Source organism: Streptomyces collinus (genome assembly GCF_031348265.1).
GTDB classification, from domain to species: Bacteria; Actinomycetota; Actinomycetes; order Streptomycetales; family Streptomycetaceae; genus Streptomyces; species Streptomyces collinus.
In genome coordinates, this window is the sequence record NZ_CP133771.1 from 8,480,758 (window position 1) to 8,497,625 (window position 16,868).

Consider the following 16,868-nt stretch of genomic DNA (forward strand, 5'->3'; position numbering starts at 1 on the left):
CAGAAGGGCGGGTCCGGTGACATTGCCACCGAACCCGCCCCGCGGGAGGTAAAACGTCAGGTGTGCAGCGTCAGGCGCCGCTGGCCCGCAGCATGTCCTCACGCTCGACGATCTTCACGCGCTCGCGGCCCTCGGGCTCGCCCAGAGCCTTCTCCGCCGCGTCCAGCTTGTACCAGCCGTCCCAGGTGGTGAAGCGGATGTCGCGCTCGGCGAGGAACGCGTCCACGGCCTCCGGGGCGGGAGTCGCGGGCGTCTGCAGCCGGTCGTTGCGGTAGTCGTCCAGCAGGTTCGCCACCGTCTCGTTGGCGTCGCCCTTGGTGTGCCCGATCAGGCCGATGGGGCCGCGCCGGATCCAGCCGGTGACGTACGTGGACGGCAGGTGTTCGCCCGACTCCTGCATGACCCGGCCGCCCTCGTCCGGAACGGTGCCCGAGTCGATGTCCCAGGGCAGCTTGGGGAGTTTGTCGGACAGGTAGCCCACCGCGCGGTACACCGCGCCGACGTCCCAGGTGTTGAACGTGCCGGTGCCCTTGACGTTGCCGGTGCCGTCGAGCTCCGTGCGCTCGGTGCGCAGGCCCACGACCTTGCCGTCCTCGCCGAGGACCTCGACCGGCGACTCGAAGAAGTGCAGGAAGAGCTTGTGGGGCCGGTCTCCGGCGTCGCGGATCGCCCAGTTCTCCAGGGTCTTGGCCACCATGTCGGCCTGCTTGTTGCCGCGCCGCGTGGTGATCGAGCCCTCGTCGTAGTCGATGTCCTCGGGGTCGACGATGACCTCGATGTTGGGGGAGTGGTCCAGCTCCCGCAGCTCCATCGGGCTGAACTTCGCCTGTGCCGGGCCGCGTCGGCCGAACACGTGGATCTCCTTGGCCCGGTTGGCCTTCAGACCCTCGTAGACGTTCGCCGGTATCTCGGTCGGCAGCAGTTCGTCCGCCGTCTTGGCCAGGACGCGCGCGACGTCGAGTGCCACGTTGCCGACGCCGAGCACGGCGACCTTCTCCGCCTCCAGCGGCCAGGTGCGCGGCACGTCCGGGTGGCCGTCGTACCAGGACACGAAGTCCGCGGCGCCGTACGAGCCGTCCAGGTCGATGCCCGGCAGCGAGAGCGCCCGGTCGGCCGTCGCGCCGGTGGCGAAGATCACGCCGTCGTAGAACGCACGCAGGTCGTCCAGGCCGATGTCGGTGCCGTAGTCCACGTTGCCGAAGAGCCGGATCTGCGGTTTGTCGAGCACCTGGTGCAGGGCCGTGATGATGCCCTTGATCCGCGGGTGGTCGGGAGCGACGCCGTAACGGATCAGACCGAACGGCGCCGGCATGCGCTCGAAGATGTCGATGGAAACGCCGGGTTCGGCGGCCACCTCGGACTTGAGCAGGGCGTCGGCGGCGTAGATCCCGGCGGGGCCGGATCCGACGATGGCTACCCGCAGGGGGCGGGGCATGGTCAGGTTCCCTTCGAGCGGCGACAAGCGATCTCGACGGGAAGCCTAAACTAAGGCATGCCTAAGTCGGTACGAGGGTCCGGTCTATGAGCTCATAAGGCTACTTTATGGGGAGTCCATGGTTCCCCTTATGGCAGGGGCTGCTCCGCCCAGATGACCTTCCCTGCGGGCAGGTAGCGCGTGCCCCAGCGTTCCGCGAGCTGCGCGACCAGGAACAGGCCACGCCCGCCCTCGTCCGTCATGGTCGCGTACCGCAGGTGCGGTGAGGTGCTGCTGCTGTCGAACACCTCACAGATCAGGTTGCGGTCGCGCAGCATCCTGACGCGTATGGGGTCGCCGCCGTACCGCAGCGCGTTGGTGACCAGCTCGCTCAGGATCAGCTCCGTGCTGAACGTCAGCTCGTCCAGGCCCCACTCGGTCAGCTGCCGGCTCACCGCCGCCCGTACCTCGCCCACGGCCGCGGGATCGGCCGGCACCGGCCACTCGGCGACCTGGCCGGGGGCCAGCGCCCGGGTGCGCGCGACGATCAGCGCGATGTCGTCGCTGGAGCGGGCCGTGAGCTGCGAGTCGAGCACGACCCGGCAGGTGTCCTCCGGCGACTGCCCCGCCCGGCCCAGTGCCTCGCGCAGCATCTCCAGGCCCACGTCGATGTCCCGCTCCCGGTCCTCGACCAGCCCGTCGGTGTAGAGGACGAGCCGGCTGCCCTCGGCCAGTTCCAGCTCCGCCGTCTCGAACGGCAGACCACCGAGCCCGAGCGGGGGGCCGGCGGGCACGTCGGGATACTCCACCGTGCCGTCCGGGTGGACCAGCGCCGGCGGGGGATGACCGGCCCGCGCGACGGTGCAGCGCCGGGACACCGGGTCGTAGACGGCGTACAGACAGGTCGCGCCGGTGACCGGGGCGCTGCCCTCGTCCTCCGTCTCGTCCTGGTCGATACGGCCGACCAACTCGTCCAGCAGGGCGATCAGTTCCTCGGGCGGCAGATCGAGGGCGGAGAAGTTGTGCACCGCGGTGCGCAGCCGCCCCATCGTGGCCGCGGCGTGCAGTCCGTGACCGACGACGTCCCCGACCACGAGCGCCACCCTGGCCCCCGACAGCGGCAGCACGTCGAACCAGTCACCGCCCACCCCGGCCTGCGCGGGCAGGTAGCGGTAGGCGATCTCCAGGGCGCCCTGCTCCGGCAGGTTGCGGGGGAGCAGGCTGCGCTGGAGCGTCACGGCCATGCTGTGCTCGCGGGTGTAGCGGCGCGCGTTGTCGATGGAGACGGCGGCCCGCGCGACCAGTTCCTCGGCCAGGGCCAGCTCGTCCGCGTCGAAGGGCTCCGGTTTCTCGCAGCGCCAGAAGCTGACCACGCCCAGCACCAGGGTGCCGGCCCGCAGCGGCACCGTGATCAGCGAGTGGATGCCGTACGCGACGATCGCGGCCGAGCGCTCCAGGTCCTGTACCTGCCAGCCCGGGGCCTCGCCCAGCCGGGGCTCCAGGACGGGGCCGCCGGTGGCGAGACTGCGGCCCTGCGGAGAGGACTCGACGAACCTGATCCGCTCGCCGACCGGGTAGAGCGGCGCGTCCTTGCGGGTCCCGTTCACCGCCGTCCGGCTGAGCGAGGCCGCGGCGTTCGGCTGCCCGCCGCCCAGCACGGCGTCGAACAGGTCCACGGTCACGAAGTCGGCGAACCGCGGCACGGCCAGTTCGGTCAGCTCCTCGGCCGTACGGGTCACGTCCAGACTGGTGCCGATGCCCACCCCGGCGTCGTACAGCATGTTGAGCCGCTCCCGCGCGGTCTCGGCCCGCCCGGACAGCGCCCGCAGTTCCGTTGAGTCGCGCAGGGTGGCGACACTGCCGGGCGGCACGCCCGCACGGTCCGTCGTCCGCTGGTTGACGGCGAGGAGCCGGTCCCCGACGAGGTGCACCTCGTCCGTGGCGACGCGTCCGGACGCCAGCAGGTCGGCGGTGCCCGGGTCGAGACCGAGACTGAGGACGTGCCGGCCCTCGGCGTCGGCGGGCAGGCCGAGCAGCCGGTGCGCCTCGTCGTTGGCGAGGACCAGGGTGCCCCCGTCGTCGACGATGAGCACCCCCTCCCGGACGGCGTGCAGCACGGCGTCGTGATGTTCGTACATCCGGGTCATCTCGTGCGGACCGAGCCCGTGGGTCTGGCGCAGCAGCCGCCGGCTCACCAGTGCGGCACCCGCAGTCGCCAGGACGAGCGCGGCGGCGGCGGCCGTGAGCACGAGCGGCAGCTGACGGTCGGCGGTGCCGCCGACGCTCTTGGTCGTGATCCCCGCCGAGACCAGGCCAACGACCCGGCCGTCCGCGTCCTTCACCGGCACCACGGCCTGCACGAGCGGGCCGATGGTGCCCTCGATCTCCTCGGTGAACGACTTCCCGGCCAGCGCGGGCGCGAGCGTTCCGACGAACTTCTTCCCGATCCGGTCCGGCTTGGGGTGGGTGTAGCGGATCCCGTCGGTGTTCATGACGACGATGAAGTCGACCTTCGACCGCTCCCGGGCGGCCTCGGCCCTGGGCTGGAGCACGGCGGTGGGGTCAGGGCTCTGGAGTGCCTCGACGGTGCCCGGCGCGTTGGCGAAGGTCTCCGCGACGGCGAGCGAACGGTTGCGGGCCTCCTTCGTCGTGTCGTGCCGCACCTGCAGCACCAGTGCCACCACGGCCGCGACGACCAGCAGCAGCACGATCACCACGACGAGCAGGAACACCTGTCCGGCGACGCTGCGTCCGCCCAGCACCGACCGCAGCCCCGCCCCCGGTTGCCACCGTGGCGAGCCCGCCTCCCGCCGCTGCCGTGCCGACGGCGCAGCGCCGGGCCGCAGGGGCGATCGAGTCCCGGATCGACCCAAGAGTCGGACCATGTGCCATGTCTACACTGCCCGGCCCCGGGAGGCGAGGGGCATCACCCATGGTGACAGGGGGTCCTCACCGTTTCGTCACGTCTCGGGCCTGATGGGCTCGCGACCCACCGGTGAACGTGCGACCTGCCCAACGGAGAACGTACGGCAGTCTCAGGCGCCCAGCGAGCGGGCCAGCTCGGTCGTGGCCCGGGCGATCTCGCCGTCCTCGTCCGCCATCAGCCGGCCCAGCTCGCCGCGCCGGGACCGCACCGCCTGGCGCGCCGCACGCTCCCACACCACCGGGTTCTCCCGGTGGTTCAGCAGCTTCGGATAGACGGCGGCGGTGCTCTCCCACTGCCGTGCGTCGGCGATGTTCTGGAGCAGCCGGATGATCTGGGCGCGGCAGGTCACCTGCGGCAGCTTCGCCAGCTCCCACAGGAACGGAACCGTGGCGGCGGTCGCCTGCTCCACCACGAAACCGAACTGGCAGATCCGTTTCCGCAGGTCGTCGAGGGCGGATCGGGCCGCGTCGGCGTCACCCCCCGCGATGCCGGTGAGCAGGTGGGGGATGGCCGCAGCTGAACCGGTGGAGTCCTGGATGTCGCCCCACGGCACGCGGTCCAGTGCTGTGAGCGGCGTGTTCCGGGCCGGGGCGTCGGGGCGCTGGGGGCGCTCGCCGCTCGGGTGTTCCGTCGAAGCGCTGCGCATGGCGAGGGGCCTTTCCGCGGCAGTCGTGTCAGATGGGTGGACAGGGCGTGGCGGGCCGGGTCGACATCCTGGCCCAGACGGTCTTGCCCGCCGGGGGACTGGGGGCCCAGCCCCACTCCTCGGACAGGGCGTCGACTATGCACAGCCCCCGGCCGTGCTCCTCCAGGGCGATGCCCGCCGGCCGGTACACGGGCGGGTGGTCGTCGAGGTCGGAGACGGTGACCAGCAGGTGCCCGGGGTCCAGGTGGAATCCGAGCCGGATCTCCGGCACGCCCGGTGCCTTCGAGGCTCTCGGTGCCGCGTGCGTCGCGGCGTTGGCGGTCAGCTCGGTGATGACGAGGGTCGCGTCGTCGCAGCGGTGGTCGAGCGACCAGCCGTGCAGGGTGTCGCGGGTGAAGGACCGGGCTCGCGCGAACCCCTCCCGGCTGCACTCGACTTGTAGTGCGGCCGAGGCGGACAGGGCACCCGGGAACTGCGGCAGTGTCCTCGGCACCGAGAGCTGAGCCCCGTAGGGCGAGGCCGTGTGCGGGCCGGCCGGGAAGGCGTGGTCCGCCGCGGGTGCGCCTGCGTGTGCCGCAGCCCCACTCGGCGGCCGGAGCACGTGCTGCGCAGGTGATGACACGGCATCTCCCCGATGCGACGTCAGGACGCGGCGCCCACCCGGGGGTTGACGCCGCAGCTATTATCCACGCTGAAGGAGCTCGCGTGCAATTGCACGAGAAATTGCGTGAGAATCAAGCCGTTGTGGGTACGCAAGCCGGGACGAGTGCGGTCGAAGGGATGCGCCCGCCACTCGTCCGGACGGCCGGGCACTTCGTGCGCGGCGGGGAACGAGAACAGCGAGGAGACTGCGGTGCCACCAGTGCAGAACGGAGTGCGGGCAAGCTCGTTGGAAGCCTGTTGGATGAAGAGCCGGCACAGCAACGCCGAGGGCAACTGCGTCGAAGTCGCCCCCCTCGTCGACGGCGGGATCGCCCTGCGCAACTCCCGCGACCCCGACGGGCCCGCCCTCGTCTACACCTCGGCGGAGGTGGCGGCCTTCCTGGCCGGAGCGAAGGACGGCGAGTTCGACCACCTGCTGTGAGGAACGGTCCTGCTCCCGCTCCTGTGCGGTGCCCTCGCGGAGGAGCGGAGTCCAACTCCCCACTTCTGCGGGGGCTTTGCGGGCGGATGCGTGAAGACCCGGTGAAGTGCGATAGTGTTAGTCGCCCTTGTGCCGGTCTGCTGGGAGTCAGGATGTCCGCCGCGTCGCATCGCATCTCCCGTCTGGAACCCTACCTGGACAGGCGCGAGCCGGCGCCGACTCTGCTGAAGATGCTGGTCGGTGTACAGCTCGCCGGCTTCCGCGAGGACGCCGGGCTCGCCCAGGACCAGGCCGCGCGCGCTGTCGGGTTCAGTGCCGCGAAGTTGTCCCGCATCGAGTCGGGCAAGGGCCGCCGCCCGCCGACGGAGAACGACGTCCGAGCCCTGCTGGAGCTGTACGGCACCGACGACTACGAAGTCTCCGTGCTGCTCAAGCTGCTGCAGCGGGCCGGCGAGCCCGGCTGGTGGCAGCGGTACGACAAGCGGCTGATGCCCGAGTGGTTCGACCGGCTGGTCGGGCTGCAGGAGGCCGCCGCCACCATTCGTACCTTCGAGATCCAGTACGTGCCCGGCCTGTTGCAGACACCCGCCTACACCCGGGCCGTGGTGGAGCGCGGCCTGCCGAACGCGCCTGCGAGCGAGGTGGAGCGTCGGGTCGAACTGCGCAGGCACCGGGCCCGGTTGCTGTCGCGGACCGACGCCCCGCAGCTGTGGGCGATCATCGACGAGTCCGTGCTGCTGCGCGTCCTGGGCAGCACCGACGTGATGCGGGAGCAGCTCGCGCACCTCGTCGAGATGGCCGGACGCTCCAATGTGACGTTGCAGATCGTGCCGTTGAGCGTCACCAACGCCTCGGCGCCCGCCATTCCGATCACGTATCTGCGCTTCGGCGGTCTGGATCTGCCCGACGTGGTCTACCTGGAGCACATCAAGAGCGCGAACTTCCTCGAGGACCGCGACGAGACCGAGGAGTACCGGATCGCGCTGGACCGGCTCGCGGACGAGGCGCTCAAGCCCCGTGACTCGATGGAGCTGCTGCGGCAGACGATGGAGCAGCGCTACCCGTGACCCGCGGAACCTCGTGAGGGGCGACGGCCGTCCCGCACGAGGCACCGCATCGGTCGCATCTCCGGGTCACGTCTCCAGGGGGATCCGCCCGACACCGCCGAACTCGATCCATTCGTGGGTGAGCTGACGGGGCGCCACCTCGGTGTCCGGACGCCAGGTCGACACCTCGACGAGCCCCGGCTCAAGGATCTCCAGGCCCTCGAAGTACGTCTCCACGTCCTTCGGTTCGCGCACGCGGCCCCAGTGGCCCTGGGTCGCCTGGTCCATGAAGTTCGTGACGAAGGCACGGACCTCGGGGTCCTCGCTGACCAGCTGGCACATCACCAGGAAGCTGCCGGGCGCGAGCCGCTCCCGCACGCGCCGGGCCACCGCGAGCGGCCCGTCGGTGTCGCTGTCCGGGATGCAGTGGAACACGGAGTTGAACAGCACGCACACCGGCTCGTCGAAGTCGATCAGCCGCTTGGTGTCGGCGTGGCCGAAGATCTGGTCGGTCTCGCGCATGTCCGCGTGGATCACGGTCGTCCGCTCGTCCTGCTCCAGCAGCGCGCGGCCGTGCACCAGCACCATGGGGTCGTTGTCGACGTAGACCACGTGGGTCGTCGGGTCGATGCGCTGGGCGACCTGGTGCACGTTGTCCTGCGTCGGCAGGCCGGATCCGTGGTCCAGGTACTGCCGGATGCCGTACTCCGCGGAGAGGGTCTGCACGACCCGCTGGAGGAAGCGCCGGTTGTTCAGGGCCAGGCGGCGCGTGCTGGGGACGACCTTGTCGAGTTCCTCGCACGCGGCGCGGTCCGCCGCGTAGTTGTCCTTGCCGCCCAGATAGTGGTCGTACATGCGCGCTGCCGTCGGCACGTTCGCGTCGATCTCGGTGGACAGCTGCTTCTCGGAGTGCATCGTTCCCCCTGCAAGGTGCCGCGCCAACGGACTGGCTGGACGGGAAGTACATCCTAGAGAGCGGGAGTTGGGCGGTGCCAGCCCACCGGCGAAGGTGCCCACGATCGAACGACAAGATGATCGCCTCCCGCGTCGGCCTGTGTGCCTTGAGTAGTCGTTCGCCTGCTTTGTGTCACCGGCGCCCGGGGAGGGTTCCCGTCGGCGGCAGTGCGTCGTCCCTGCGTGGGAGGGGGACGAGCCGCGCCCGCGCGCTTCACCGCCATCCGAACCGCTAACCTGGAAATACGAGAATTGATCGGAAAGTCGAGGGCGTGTCCGTAACCGCTATTCTCACGGCCCCGGCCGCTTTTCCAGGAGAAACTCATGGGCGACTATTACGACCTCGGCACGCACAGCCGTCCCGTCACCACGTCCTCCGCCGAGGCTCAACTCTGGTTCGACCGAGGCCTGGTGTGGACGTACTCCTTCCATCACGAGGAAGCCGTCGCCTGCTTCGAAAAGGCGGCCGAGGCCGATACGGAGTGCGCGATGGCGTATTGGGGCATCGCCTACGCGCTCGGCCCGAACTACAACAAGCCCTGGGAATTCTTCGACGGCGAGGAACTGGCGCGGACCGTGGAACGCACGCACGCCGCCGTGGAACGCGCTCATGAGAAGGCCGCCCGCGCCACCCCCGTCGAGCGGGCCCTCATCGGCGCCCTGCGGGCCCGTTATCCGCAGCCGGAGGCCGTCGAGGACTGCTCGGTGTGGAACGAGCCCTACGCGGACGCGATGCGCGCCGTGTACGAACTGGCGCCCGACGACCCGGACATCGCCACCCTGCACGCCGACGCCGCGATGAACCTCACCCCGTGGCAGCTGTGGGACCTCAAGACCGGTCAGCCGGCCGAGGGCGCCCGGACCACCGAGGCCAGGGCCGTACTGGAAGGCGCCCTCGCCACCGAGGCCGGCGTACGGCACCCAGGTGTCCTGCACCTCTACATCCACCTCATGGAGATGTCCCCGACCCCGGAGCAGGCCCTCACCGTCGCCGACCGGCTGCGCGGCATCGTGCCCGACGCCGGGCACCTGCTCCACATGCCCTCTCACCTGGACGTCCTGTGCGGCGACTACCGCCAGGTCGTCGCGGCGAACAGCGACGCGATCGCCGCCGACGAGAAGTACCACCGGCAGGCCGGGGCGATGAACTTCTACACCCTCTACCGGGCGCACAACTACCACTTCAAGATCTACGGCGCCATGTTCCTCGGCCAGGCGCAGGTCGCCCTCGACACCGCCGCCCAGCTGGAGGCGGCCATCCCCGAAGACCTGCTCCGCGTACCGAGCCCCCCGATGGCCGACTGGCTGGAAGCCTTCCTGGCCATGCGCGTTCACGTCCTGATCCGCTTCGGCCGCTGGAGGGAGATCCTCGAACTGCCCGCCCCCGCCGACCCGGAGCTGTACGCGATGACCGTCGCCATGCGGCACTACGCCCGGGGCGTCGCGCTCTCCGCCACCGGCGAGGTCGACCGGGCGGAGGCCGAGCGCGAGCTCTTCCGGGCGGCGGTGGGCCGCGTGCCCGAGACGCGGATGCTGTTCAACAACACCTGCCACGACATCCTCGCGATCGCCGCGGCCATGCTGGACGGTGAACTCGAATACCGCAGGGGCCATCACGACCTCGCCTTCGCCGCCCTGGAGCGCTCCATCGAGCTGGACGACAACCTCCCCTACGACGAGCCCTGGGGCTGGATGCAGCCCACCCGCCACGCCTACGGCGCACTGCTGCTGGAGCAGGACCGGGTGGCGGAGGCCGAGGCGGTCTACCGCGCCGACCTCGGCCTCGACGACACCCTGCCCCGGCCCCTCCAGCACCCGGGCAACGTCTGGGCGCTGCACGGCTTCCACGAATGCCTGCTCCGCTCCGGCAAGACCGGCGAGGCGGCCCTCGTCGCCCACCAGCTCAAGATGGCGAGCGCACTGGCCGACGTGCCCGTGCAGGCGTCCTGCTTCTGCCGTCTGGAGGTCGCGGAGCCCGCCGGCGGGTGCTGCCAGTGACCCCCGCGGTCAGGGCCGGTCCAGGCGCGCGAGCTCCAGCGCCCGGGTCATCGCGGGCCGGTCCCGCGGTCGGCCGGCCGGGTCGCCGGTGAGGGACATCAGGAGCTCCGGGGTCAGCCGGTGGTCCTCGGCGTTCGCCAGCAGGGCCTGCGCGTCGCGGGCCGACGTGGCGCCGTGGTCCTCGTCGGCGATCGTGCGCAGCACATCGTCGCGGTCGGTGAAGCGGCTCATACCGCAGTCGAGGCCGTCGTCGCCCAGGGTGCCGGGGTACGCGGCACGGGCCCAGGACCCGTTCTCGTACCAGTAGACACAGCCCAGTTCATTGCCGCTCAGGTAGTCCGCCAGCTCATCGTGGGGGAGCCATGCGGGGGCGCCGGCGAGCATGTCGACCGGCGGCTGGTGCCACTTGCATCCGCTCGACTCGTCCTCGCCGTAGAGCACGTACCGCCCCGCGCCCCGCGGTGCGAGCCCCCACCACGTGCAACCGGCATCGTCCAGACGGAGCCCCGTGTCGTCCACCCAGGTCCCCGTACGGTGATACGCCTCCTCGTCCGCCGAGGTGGCCTCCAGTACGGCGATGAGCGCCCAGCGCGCCCACAGCACCTCCGGCGGCGGCAGATCCCCGGGCAGCCCCGGCCGGTTGATGGTCATGTACTGTCCCCGCTCGTCGCACCGGTCATGATCACGCCCAGGCTTTCACGAGGTGAACGGTCCACGGTCAACGGCCGGTTGGCCGTCCTGGCTCGGCGCGCAGCAGGACGATTCCGTACCCGACGAGCCACACCACCCACATCAGCCATCCGGCGAGCCCGAGAAGTCCGAGCGGGCCGAGGCGGTCGATGACCCATGGCGTCAGCACGGCCGAGCCGAACATCAAGGCGGCCGACACCAGACCCCACGCGCTGTGCCAGGGGTGGACCAGCCCGGTACGCAGCCCACCCAGGGACAGACCGACCAGGGCCAGCGCGAGGAAGGTGCCGTTGAGGGTGAACAGGGCGTCGTGGAGTGCCCACAGGCCCAGGTCCGCGCCGACGCCGTCCGCCGCCGTGGACGCGAGGGCCAGCCGTAGGGCGATGACGCCGGCGAAAGCCGCGTTCTGCGACAGGAGCCCGGCGAAGCCGACCAGCGCCCACGCCGAGCCGCGCTCCCCCTCGGCTTGCCACAGCACCCGGACCGCTCCGGCACCGAACACCGTGGCCAGGACCCAGGCCGCGGGCGTGAGCGCGGAACCGATGCCGACCAGGTCGTGGTGGGCCCGGAAGAACCCGTCCACCTCCTCGATGCCGGCACCGGTGCGCGGCAGGCCGGCAGGGACCAGGACCACGTTCCCGGCGACGATCAGGAGGGCGAACCCCAGCGCGGCCAAGCCGCTGACACGGGTGAAACTCATGGCGGCCGGGGCGCTCCCCGGCAGTGTACGTAACATGTATTGATTATAAGGTCCGTAAATCCAAAGTGTGGAAGGGGCAGAAGCCATGAGCGAGGAGCCGGGGCGACGGCGGTACGACTCGCTGCGCCGGACGGCACAGGCGCAGCAGACCCGTGCCGACGTCGCCCGCGCCGCGTTGCACCTGTTCGTCTCCCGGGGATGGGCGGCGACCACGATCCGGGACGTGGCGCGCGAGGCGGGGGTGTCCGTGCCGACCGTCTACGCCGCGTACGGCAACAAGTCGGGCCTGACCCGGGCGTTGGCCGACGCGGCCGACCTCTCGGCCGATGTGCCCCGGCTCGTCGCGGCGCTGGAGTCACCCACCGCGGACCCCGCAGGCCAACTCGCCGCCATGGCCGGCTACGACCGGCGCCTGTACGAGCGCGCCGGCGACGTCATCACCCTCGTACGGGAAGCGGGCCGCTCCGAGCCGGAGCTCGCCACGCTGTACGAGGACAGCCGCCGGCGCGGCGACCTGACCCGGGTTCAGGTCTTCTCCTCCTGGCCGCCGGGTGTCCTGCGAACCGGACTGGACGTGCCGTCGGCGGTCGACGTCTACGCGGCGCTGTGCAACATCGACGTGTACGCCGTACTGACCGGCGAACGTGGATGGTCGCCCGACCAGGTGGAACAGTGGTGGTGCGGGGTGCTGGTGCGCGAACTGCTCCACTGACCGCCGCCGACGGACCTCGGGGCTGTGACACGTTTGGGCTGCCGCTCCTCCGGTCACTCGTGCGGTGACCCGTAGTCGGACACGACATGGAGTGAGCGAACCGTGGCTGGAGATCAGAAGGGCAAGGCGAAGGCCGAGCAGGCCAAGGGCAAGGCCAAGGAGACGATCGGCCGCGCGGTGGGCAACGAGCGGCTGGAGGCCGAAGGCCGGGCCGAGCAGTCGAAGGGTGACGCCCGGCAGGCCAAGGAGAAGACGAAGGACGTCTTCAAGCACTGAGTCGCTCGCACGAGAACCGAAGTCATGTGGCGGTGCCGCGCCCCGTGGGGGACGCGGCACCGCCATGTTCCGGGCTGCACGATTCTGGAGTGGCCCGTCACGCCGCAGAGGCCGCTTCCAGGGGGAAATGGCAGGCGGCTCCGTGGAGCGGCGCACCGGGCGGTGGTGTGGGCGCGGTCTCGGCGCACAGGTCCCGCACGCGCGGGCACCGGGTCCGGAATCGGCACCCGGAAGGCGGGTCGGCCGGTGACGGGAGCTCACCGGTGAGCAGGATGCGCTGCCTTCGGCGCCCTCCGGCCACGGGGGAGGGTGCGGCGGACAGCAGCGCCTCGGTGTACGGGTGGAGCGGACGCTCGTAGACCTCCTCCGTGGGGCCCGACTCCACCATCTTGCCGAGGTACATCACGGCGACCCGGTCGGCCAGGTGCCGCACCACGGACAGGTCGTGCGGGATGAACACGTACGACAGGCCCAGCTCGTCCCGCAGGTCGCACAGGAGGTTGAGCACCTGTGCCTGCACCGACAGGTCCAGCGCGGAGACGGGCTCGTCGCAGACGATCACCTCGGGCTCCAGTGCCAGGGCCCGGGCGATCCCGATCCGCTGCCGCTGCCCTCCGGAGAACTCGTGCGGAAGGCGACGCGCGTCCGAGGCACGCAGGCCGACCATCTCCAGCAGCTCCCTCACGCGCGCCGCACGCCGCGACGCGGCCACGAGGGACCGGTGGGTCAGCCAGGGCTCGCCGATGAGTTCCGCGGCGGTGAGGCGGGGGTTGAGCGAACCGAACGGATCCTGGAAGACCATCTGCACCTTGCGCCGTGATGTTGGCCCGCGTCACCCTGCCGGTCGCCGTCAGCGAGGCGTCACAGGGTTCGAGGGTGGGCGGTTCCTCGGGAAGGACGATGCGCAGGGTGCCCGGGCCGCCGCCGACGGGGTCGGCACCCGCCACCGAACAGCCGGAGGCGGCGAGCAGGACGACGAGGGACGTGACGTTCGGACGACTGCGGGACAAGCCTGGGCCGGACACGGTTCCTCCGCGTTCACTCGCGTGCACAACAGAGAACGCTGTTTAGATATGTGGACGATCATTATGGAGGCGCCCGGCCGGAACGCGTCAAGGGGTGCGCGCCGGTTCTCAACTCGCCCCACCTCTTGACGTGTTGATTGCCGTCCTAAAACATTCGGGAAACTCGATTGATTCTGCGCGGTTCTGTTCGCTCCCGAAGGGAATCCATGTCCAGCAGACATCGCCTCGCCCGGACGGCACTGGCGATCACCATCCCCCTGGCGCTCGGTGCGGGCCTCATGGCCGTGCCGCCCGCCGCCGCTGCCGCCGATCCGCCCGCGAGTTCCGTCACGGTAGGTATCGACCCGTCCTACCGGCAGCAGGAGTTCGAAGGGTGGGGGACGAGCCTCGTCTGGTTCGCCAACATCACCGGCCGCTACCCCGAACCGATCCGGCAGAAGCTCGCCGACATGCTGTTCGGCGAGGACGGACTCCGCCTGAACATCGCGCGCTACAACATCGGCGGCGGCAACGCCCCCGACGTCCGCAAGGACTACATGAAGACCGGCGCGACGATGGACGGCTTCTGGAAGGCGCCCGAGGGCACCACCAGGGACGACACCGACTGGTGGAACCCCGACGACCCGGGGCACTGGGACTGGTCCGCCGACCCGGGCCAGCGCTGGTGGGTGGACCGCGTCAAGAGCAAGGTGACCCGCTGGGAGGCGTTCAGCAACTCACCGCCCTGGTTCCAGACCGTCAGCGGCTACGTCTCGGGCGGCTTCGACGCGAACACCGACCAGATACGCGCGGACCGCGTCGACGACTTCGCCACCTATCTGGTCAAGGTCACCGATCAGCTGGAGAAGAAGCACCGCATCGAGTTCGACACCATCGCCCCGCTCAACGAGCCCAACACCAACTACTGGGGTACCCAGATCGGTCCCGACGGGCAGCCCACCGGTGGCCGCCAGGAGGGCGCGCACGCCGGCCCCGAACTCCAGCAGAAGGTCGTGCTGGCCCTGCAACGCGCACTGGGGAAGGCGAGAACCCGCGCCACGATCTCCGCGATGGACGAGACCAACCCCAGCACCTTCGTCCGCAACTGGAACGCCTACGACAGCACCGCCCGGGCCGCCGTCGACCAGCTCAACGTGCACACCTACGGCACCGGCATGCGCACCAGCGCCCGCGACAGCGCCAAGGCCGCGGACAAGCCGTTCTGGATGAGCGAGGTCGAGGGCACCTGGGGGACCGGCACCGACTTCACCGGCATGGAACCGGGACTCGGCATCGCCACCCGGGTCGTCGAGGACATGCGTGAACTGGAGCCGTCGGCCTGGGTGTTGTGGCAGCCGATCGAGGACTCCATCCCGCAGGCGCAGGCCGGCAAGAACTGGGGCAGCATCCACATCCCGTTCAACTGCACGGCCAAGGACACCCTGGAGACCTGCCCGGTCAAGGCCAACACCAAGTTCGACACCCTGCGCAACTTCACCCACCACATCCGCCCCGGCGACCACTTCGTCAAGTCCGACGACCCCTCCAGCGTCGCCGCCGTGCGCAAGTCCGGCCGTGGAGCGACGGTGGTGCACGTCAACAACGGCACGACCCCGCGCGCGGTGACGGTGGACCTCTCGAAGTTCCGGCGGGTCGCTCCCGGCGCCACTGTGACCCCCATCGTGACCAGCGCCGACGGCGCACTCGTCCGCGGCACTCCCGTCAGGGTGAAGAACGACTCGGCCACCGTGACCGTCCCGGCCAAGTCGGTCACCACCCTCCTCGTCGACGGCGTGTCCGGCACCGCCGCCGACGCCGGGCTCGTCCAGCCCGGCCATGTCTACCGCCTCCAGGGCACCCAGAGCGGCAAGTCCCTCACACCGTCCGCCGACGGCGACGGCGTCGTCGTCCGTACGGCCGACCCCGCCGCCGGGTCCCAGCTGTGGAGGGTGAAGCAGCTGACCCGCGGCGACGGCAACCGTGAACGCTACGCCCTCGTCAACGCCGCGAACGGCAGGCGTCTGGCCGTACGCGACGACGAGGCCGTACTCGAAGACGGGGCCACACCGGCCGCCCAGTGGATCATGTCCACCACCGGCGACGGCACCTGGACCTTCGTCAACGCCGTGACGGGCCGCCTCCTCGACGTCGTCGGGCAGTCGACCGCGGACGGCGCCCGCGTCTCGGCGCACCTCCCGACCTCGGGTGCGAACCAGCGCTGGGGAGTGACCGACGAGACGGTGCTCCGTACGGAGCCGGCGAAGGCGTTCACCGTGCCCGGGCGCGCTCCCGTACTGCCCGAAACCGTGACACCCGTCTTCCGTGACGGCGCCCGGGGCGCGCTCCCCGTGCAGTGGACGCCGCCCTCCGACGCACGCTGGCGCAAGCCCGGGACGGTACGCGTCAAGGGCCGGGCCACCGACGCCCTCGGCCGGACCGTCCCGGCCGAAGCGGTGGTCACCGTGGACACCATCGCCGCCACCCTCCCGGCCCGCGCCAAGGCCTACACCGGCGGACGGCCCTCGCTGCCCGCCACGGTGACCGGCGTGGGACGGCACGGCGGCACCGCCGAACTCCCGGTCACCTGGGAGCCCGCACCCGAAGGCGCCTTCGACGACACCGGCGTGGTGACCCTGCGCGGCACGGCCCGGGTCCCGGGCGCGGACACGGCCGCGGCGACCGTACGCGTCCAGGTCACCGCACCCCGGGAGACCGACGCCGGGCGCGAGGAGGGCGTGACGGTGGGCGCCACCTACACCGAGAGCGGCTACTCCGCCGAGGGCCTGCGCAACGGCACCACGTCCGAGAAGGCCTGGTCGAACTGGAAGTCCGGCACGAAGAACCCCTCCGACACCATCACCTTCACGCTGCCGGAAGCCCGCGATGTGAGCCGGGTCGTGACCCACTTCCACCGTGACGGCACCAACGTCAGCTTCGCGGAGTCCCTCAAGGTGCAGGTGCGGGGCTCCGACGGCACCTGGTCCGACGCGAGCGACCAGGTCGCCGTCGGCACCGAGGGGACGCCCGTGGCCGACGTGCCGGTGCGCGCGGCCGGACCGGCGACGGGCGTGCGCGTGGTGATGACGGCCCGTCCGGGCGGCTACATCACCCTCGGGGAGATCGAGGTCCTCGCCAAGGCGCCGGGCGCTTCCGCCGACGCCGCGGCCGCGTCGATCGCGGTGGACGGCAAGCCCCTGAGCGGCTTCGATCCGGACCGGACGAGCTACCGGGTGGTGGTCGACCGCCCGGACCGCGCCGGGATCACCGCCACACCGCGTGACCCCTACGCGAAGGTGACGGTCCGCAAAGACACGGCCGGGGGCAGGACGGTCCACACCGTCTCCGTGACCGGTGAGGACGGCTCACGGACACGGGAGTACCGGATCGAGCTGACCCGCCGCTGAACACACGGAGAGCG

Annotated in this window: 13 protein-coding genes and 1 pseudogene; 6 read left to right on the top strand and 8 right to left on the bottom strand. The window is 70.9% G+C overall.

The genetic code is table 11. The features are described 5' to 3' along the window. Window positions 1-70: 70 nt before the first annotated feature. The 4 genes from RFN52_RS38270 to RFN52_RS38285 form a co-directional block, all read right to left on the bottom strand. The gene (locus tag RFN52_RS38270; protein ID WP_184853498.1) at window positions 71-1,435 is read right to left on the bottom strand and encodes an FAD-dependent oxidoreductase; all 1,365 of its coding nucleotides are present in this window, start codon (window positions 1,433-1,435) and stop codon (window positions 71-73) included. Window positions 1,436-1,563: 128 nt separating this feature from the next. Continuing rightward, on the bottom strand, window positions 1,564-4,299 hold the full coding sequence (locus RFN52_RS38275; protein WP_184853499.1) for a SpoIIE family protein phosphatase: 2,736 nt from the start codon (window positions 4,297-4,299) through the stop codon (window positions 1,564-1,566). 150 nt (window positions 4,300-4,449) lie between these two features. Next, entirely contained in the window at window positions 4,450-4,986 is a 537-nt protein-coding gene (locus tag RFN52_RS38280) for a hypothetical protein (RefSeq protein WP_184853500.1), read from the bottom strand. A 28-nt stretch (window positions 4,987-5,014) separates the two neighbouring features. Then, window positions 5,015-5,608, bottom strand: coding sequence for an ATP-binding protein (locus tag RFN52_RS38285; RefSeq protein ID WP_311241163.1), 594 nt, complete (start codon window positions 5,606-5,608; stop codon window positions 5,015-5,017). 231 nt (window positions 5,609-5,839) lie between these two features. On the opposite strand from RFN52_RS38285, the gene RFN52_RS38290 reads away from it, so the two are divergent. Both RFN52_RS38290 and RFN52_RS38295 read left to right on the top strand, forming a co-directional pair. Further along, complete coding sequence (locus RFN52_RS38290) at window positions 5,840-6,070, top strand: DUF397 domain-containing protein (protein ID WP_062930994.1); 231 nt, start codon at window positions 5,840-5,842, stop codon at window positions 6,068-6,070. 152 nt (window positions 6,071-6,222) lie between these two features. Beyond that, window positions 6,223-7,137, top strand: a complete 915-nt coding sequence (locus RFN52_RS38295; protein WP_184853501.1) for a helix-turn-helix domain-containing protein — start codon at window positions 6,223-6,225, stop codon at window positions 7,135-7,137. Between the two features lie 66 nt (window positions 7,138-7,203). On the opposite strand, the gene RFN52_RS38300 is transcribed toward RFN52_RS38295, so the two are convergent. Further along, window positions 7,204-8,031, bottom strand: coding sequence for an SAM-dependent methyltransferase (locus RFN52_RS38300; RefSeq protein WP_184853502.1), 828 nt, complete (start codon window positions 8,029-8,031; stop codon window positions 7,204-7,206). Between the two features lie 363 nt (window positions 8,032-8,394). On the opposite strand from RFN52_RS38300, the gene RFN52_RS38305 reads away from it, so the two are divergent. Next, window positions 8,395-10,068 (top strand): hypothetical protein, encoded by a 1,674-nt coding sequence (locus RFN52_RS38305; RefSeq protein ID WP_184853503.1) that lies wholly within the window; start codon window positions 8,395-8,397, stop codon window positions 10,066-10,068. A gap of 9 nt (window positions 10,069-10,077) precedes the next feature. Here the strand turns inward: RFN52_RS38305 and RFN52_RS38310 are convergent, their stop codons facing one another. Together RFN52_RS38310 and RFN52_RS38315 are read right to left on the bottom strand one after the other, a co-directional pair. After that, entirely contained in the window at window positions 10,078-10,719 is a 642-nt protein-coding gene (locus RFN52_RS38310; RefSeq protein ID WP_184853504.1) for a hypothetical protein, read from the bottom strand. 67 nt (window positions 10,720-10,786) lie between these two features. Then, the gene (locus tag RFN52_RS38315) at window positions 10,787-11,494 is read right to left on the bottom strand and encodes a 2-oxoglutarate/malate transporter (RefSeq protein ID WP_229856962.1); all 708 of its coding nucleotides are present in this window, start codon (window positions 11,492-11,494) and stop codon (window positions 10,787-10,789) included. 49 nt (window positions 11,495-11,543) lie between these two features. On the opposite strand from RFN52_RS38315, the gene RFN52_RS38320 reads away from it, so the two are divergent. Next, entirely contained in the window at window positions 11,544-12,170 is a 627-nt protein-coding gene (locus RFN52_RS38320) for a TetR/AcrR family transcriptional regulator (protein ID WP_184853505.1), read from the top strand. A gap of 102 nt (window positions 12,171-12,272) precedes the next feature. Then, complete coding sequence (locus tag RFN52_RS38325; protein WP_078625313.1) at window positions 12,273-12,446, top strand: CsbD family protein; 174 nt, start codon at window positions 12,273-12,275, stop codon at window positions 12,444-12,446. 97 nt (window positions 12,447-12,543) lie between these two features. On the opposite strand, the pseudogene RFN52_RS38330 reads toward RFN52_RS38325, so the two are convergent. Further along, window positions 12,544-13,263: pseudogene (locus RFN52_RS38330) on the bottom strand (oligopeptide/dipeptide ABC transporter ATP-binding protein); the annotation flags it as partial. 414 nt (window positions 13,264-13,677) lie between these two features. Between RFN52_RS38330 and RFN52_RS38335 the strand changes: the two are divergent. Next, complete coding sequence (locus RFN52_RS38335) at window positions 13,678-16,854, top strand: glycoside hydrolase (RefSeq protein ID WP_184853507.1); 3,177 nt, start codon at window positions 13,678-13,680, stop codon at window positions 16,852-16,854. Window positions 16,855-16,868 lie beyond the last annotated feature (14 nt).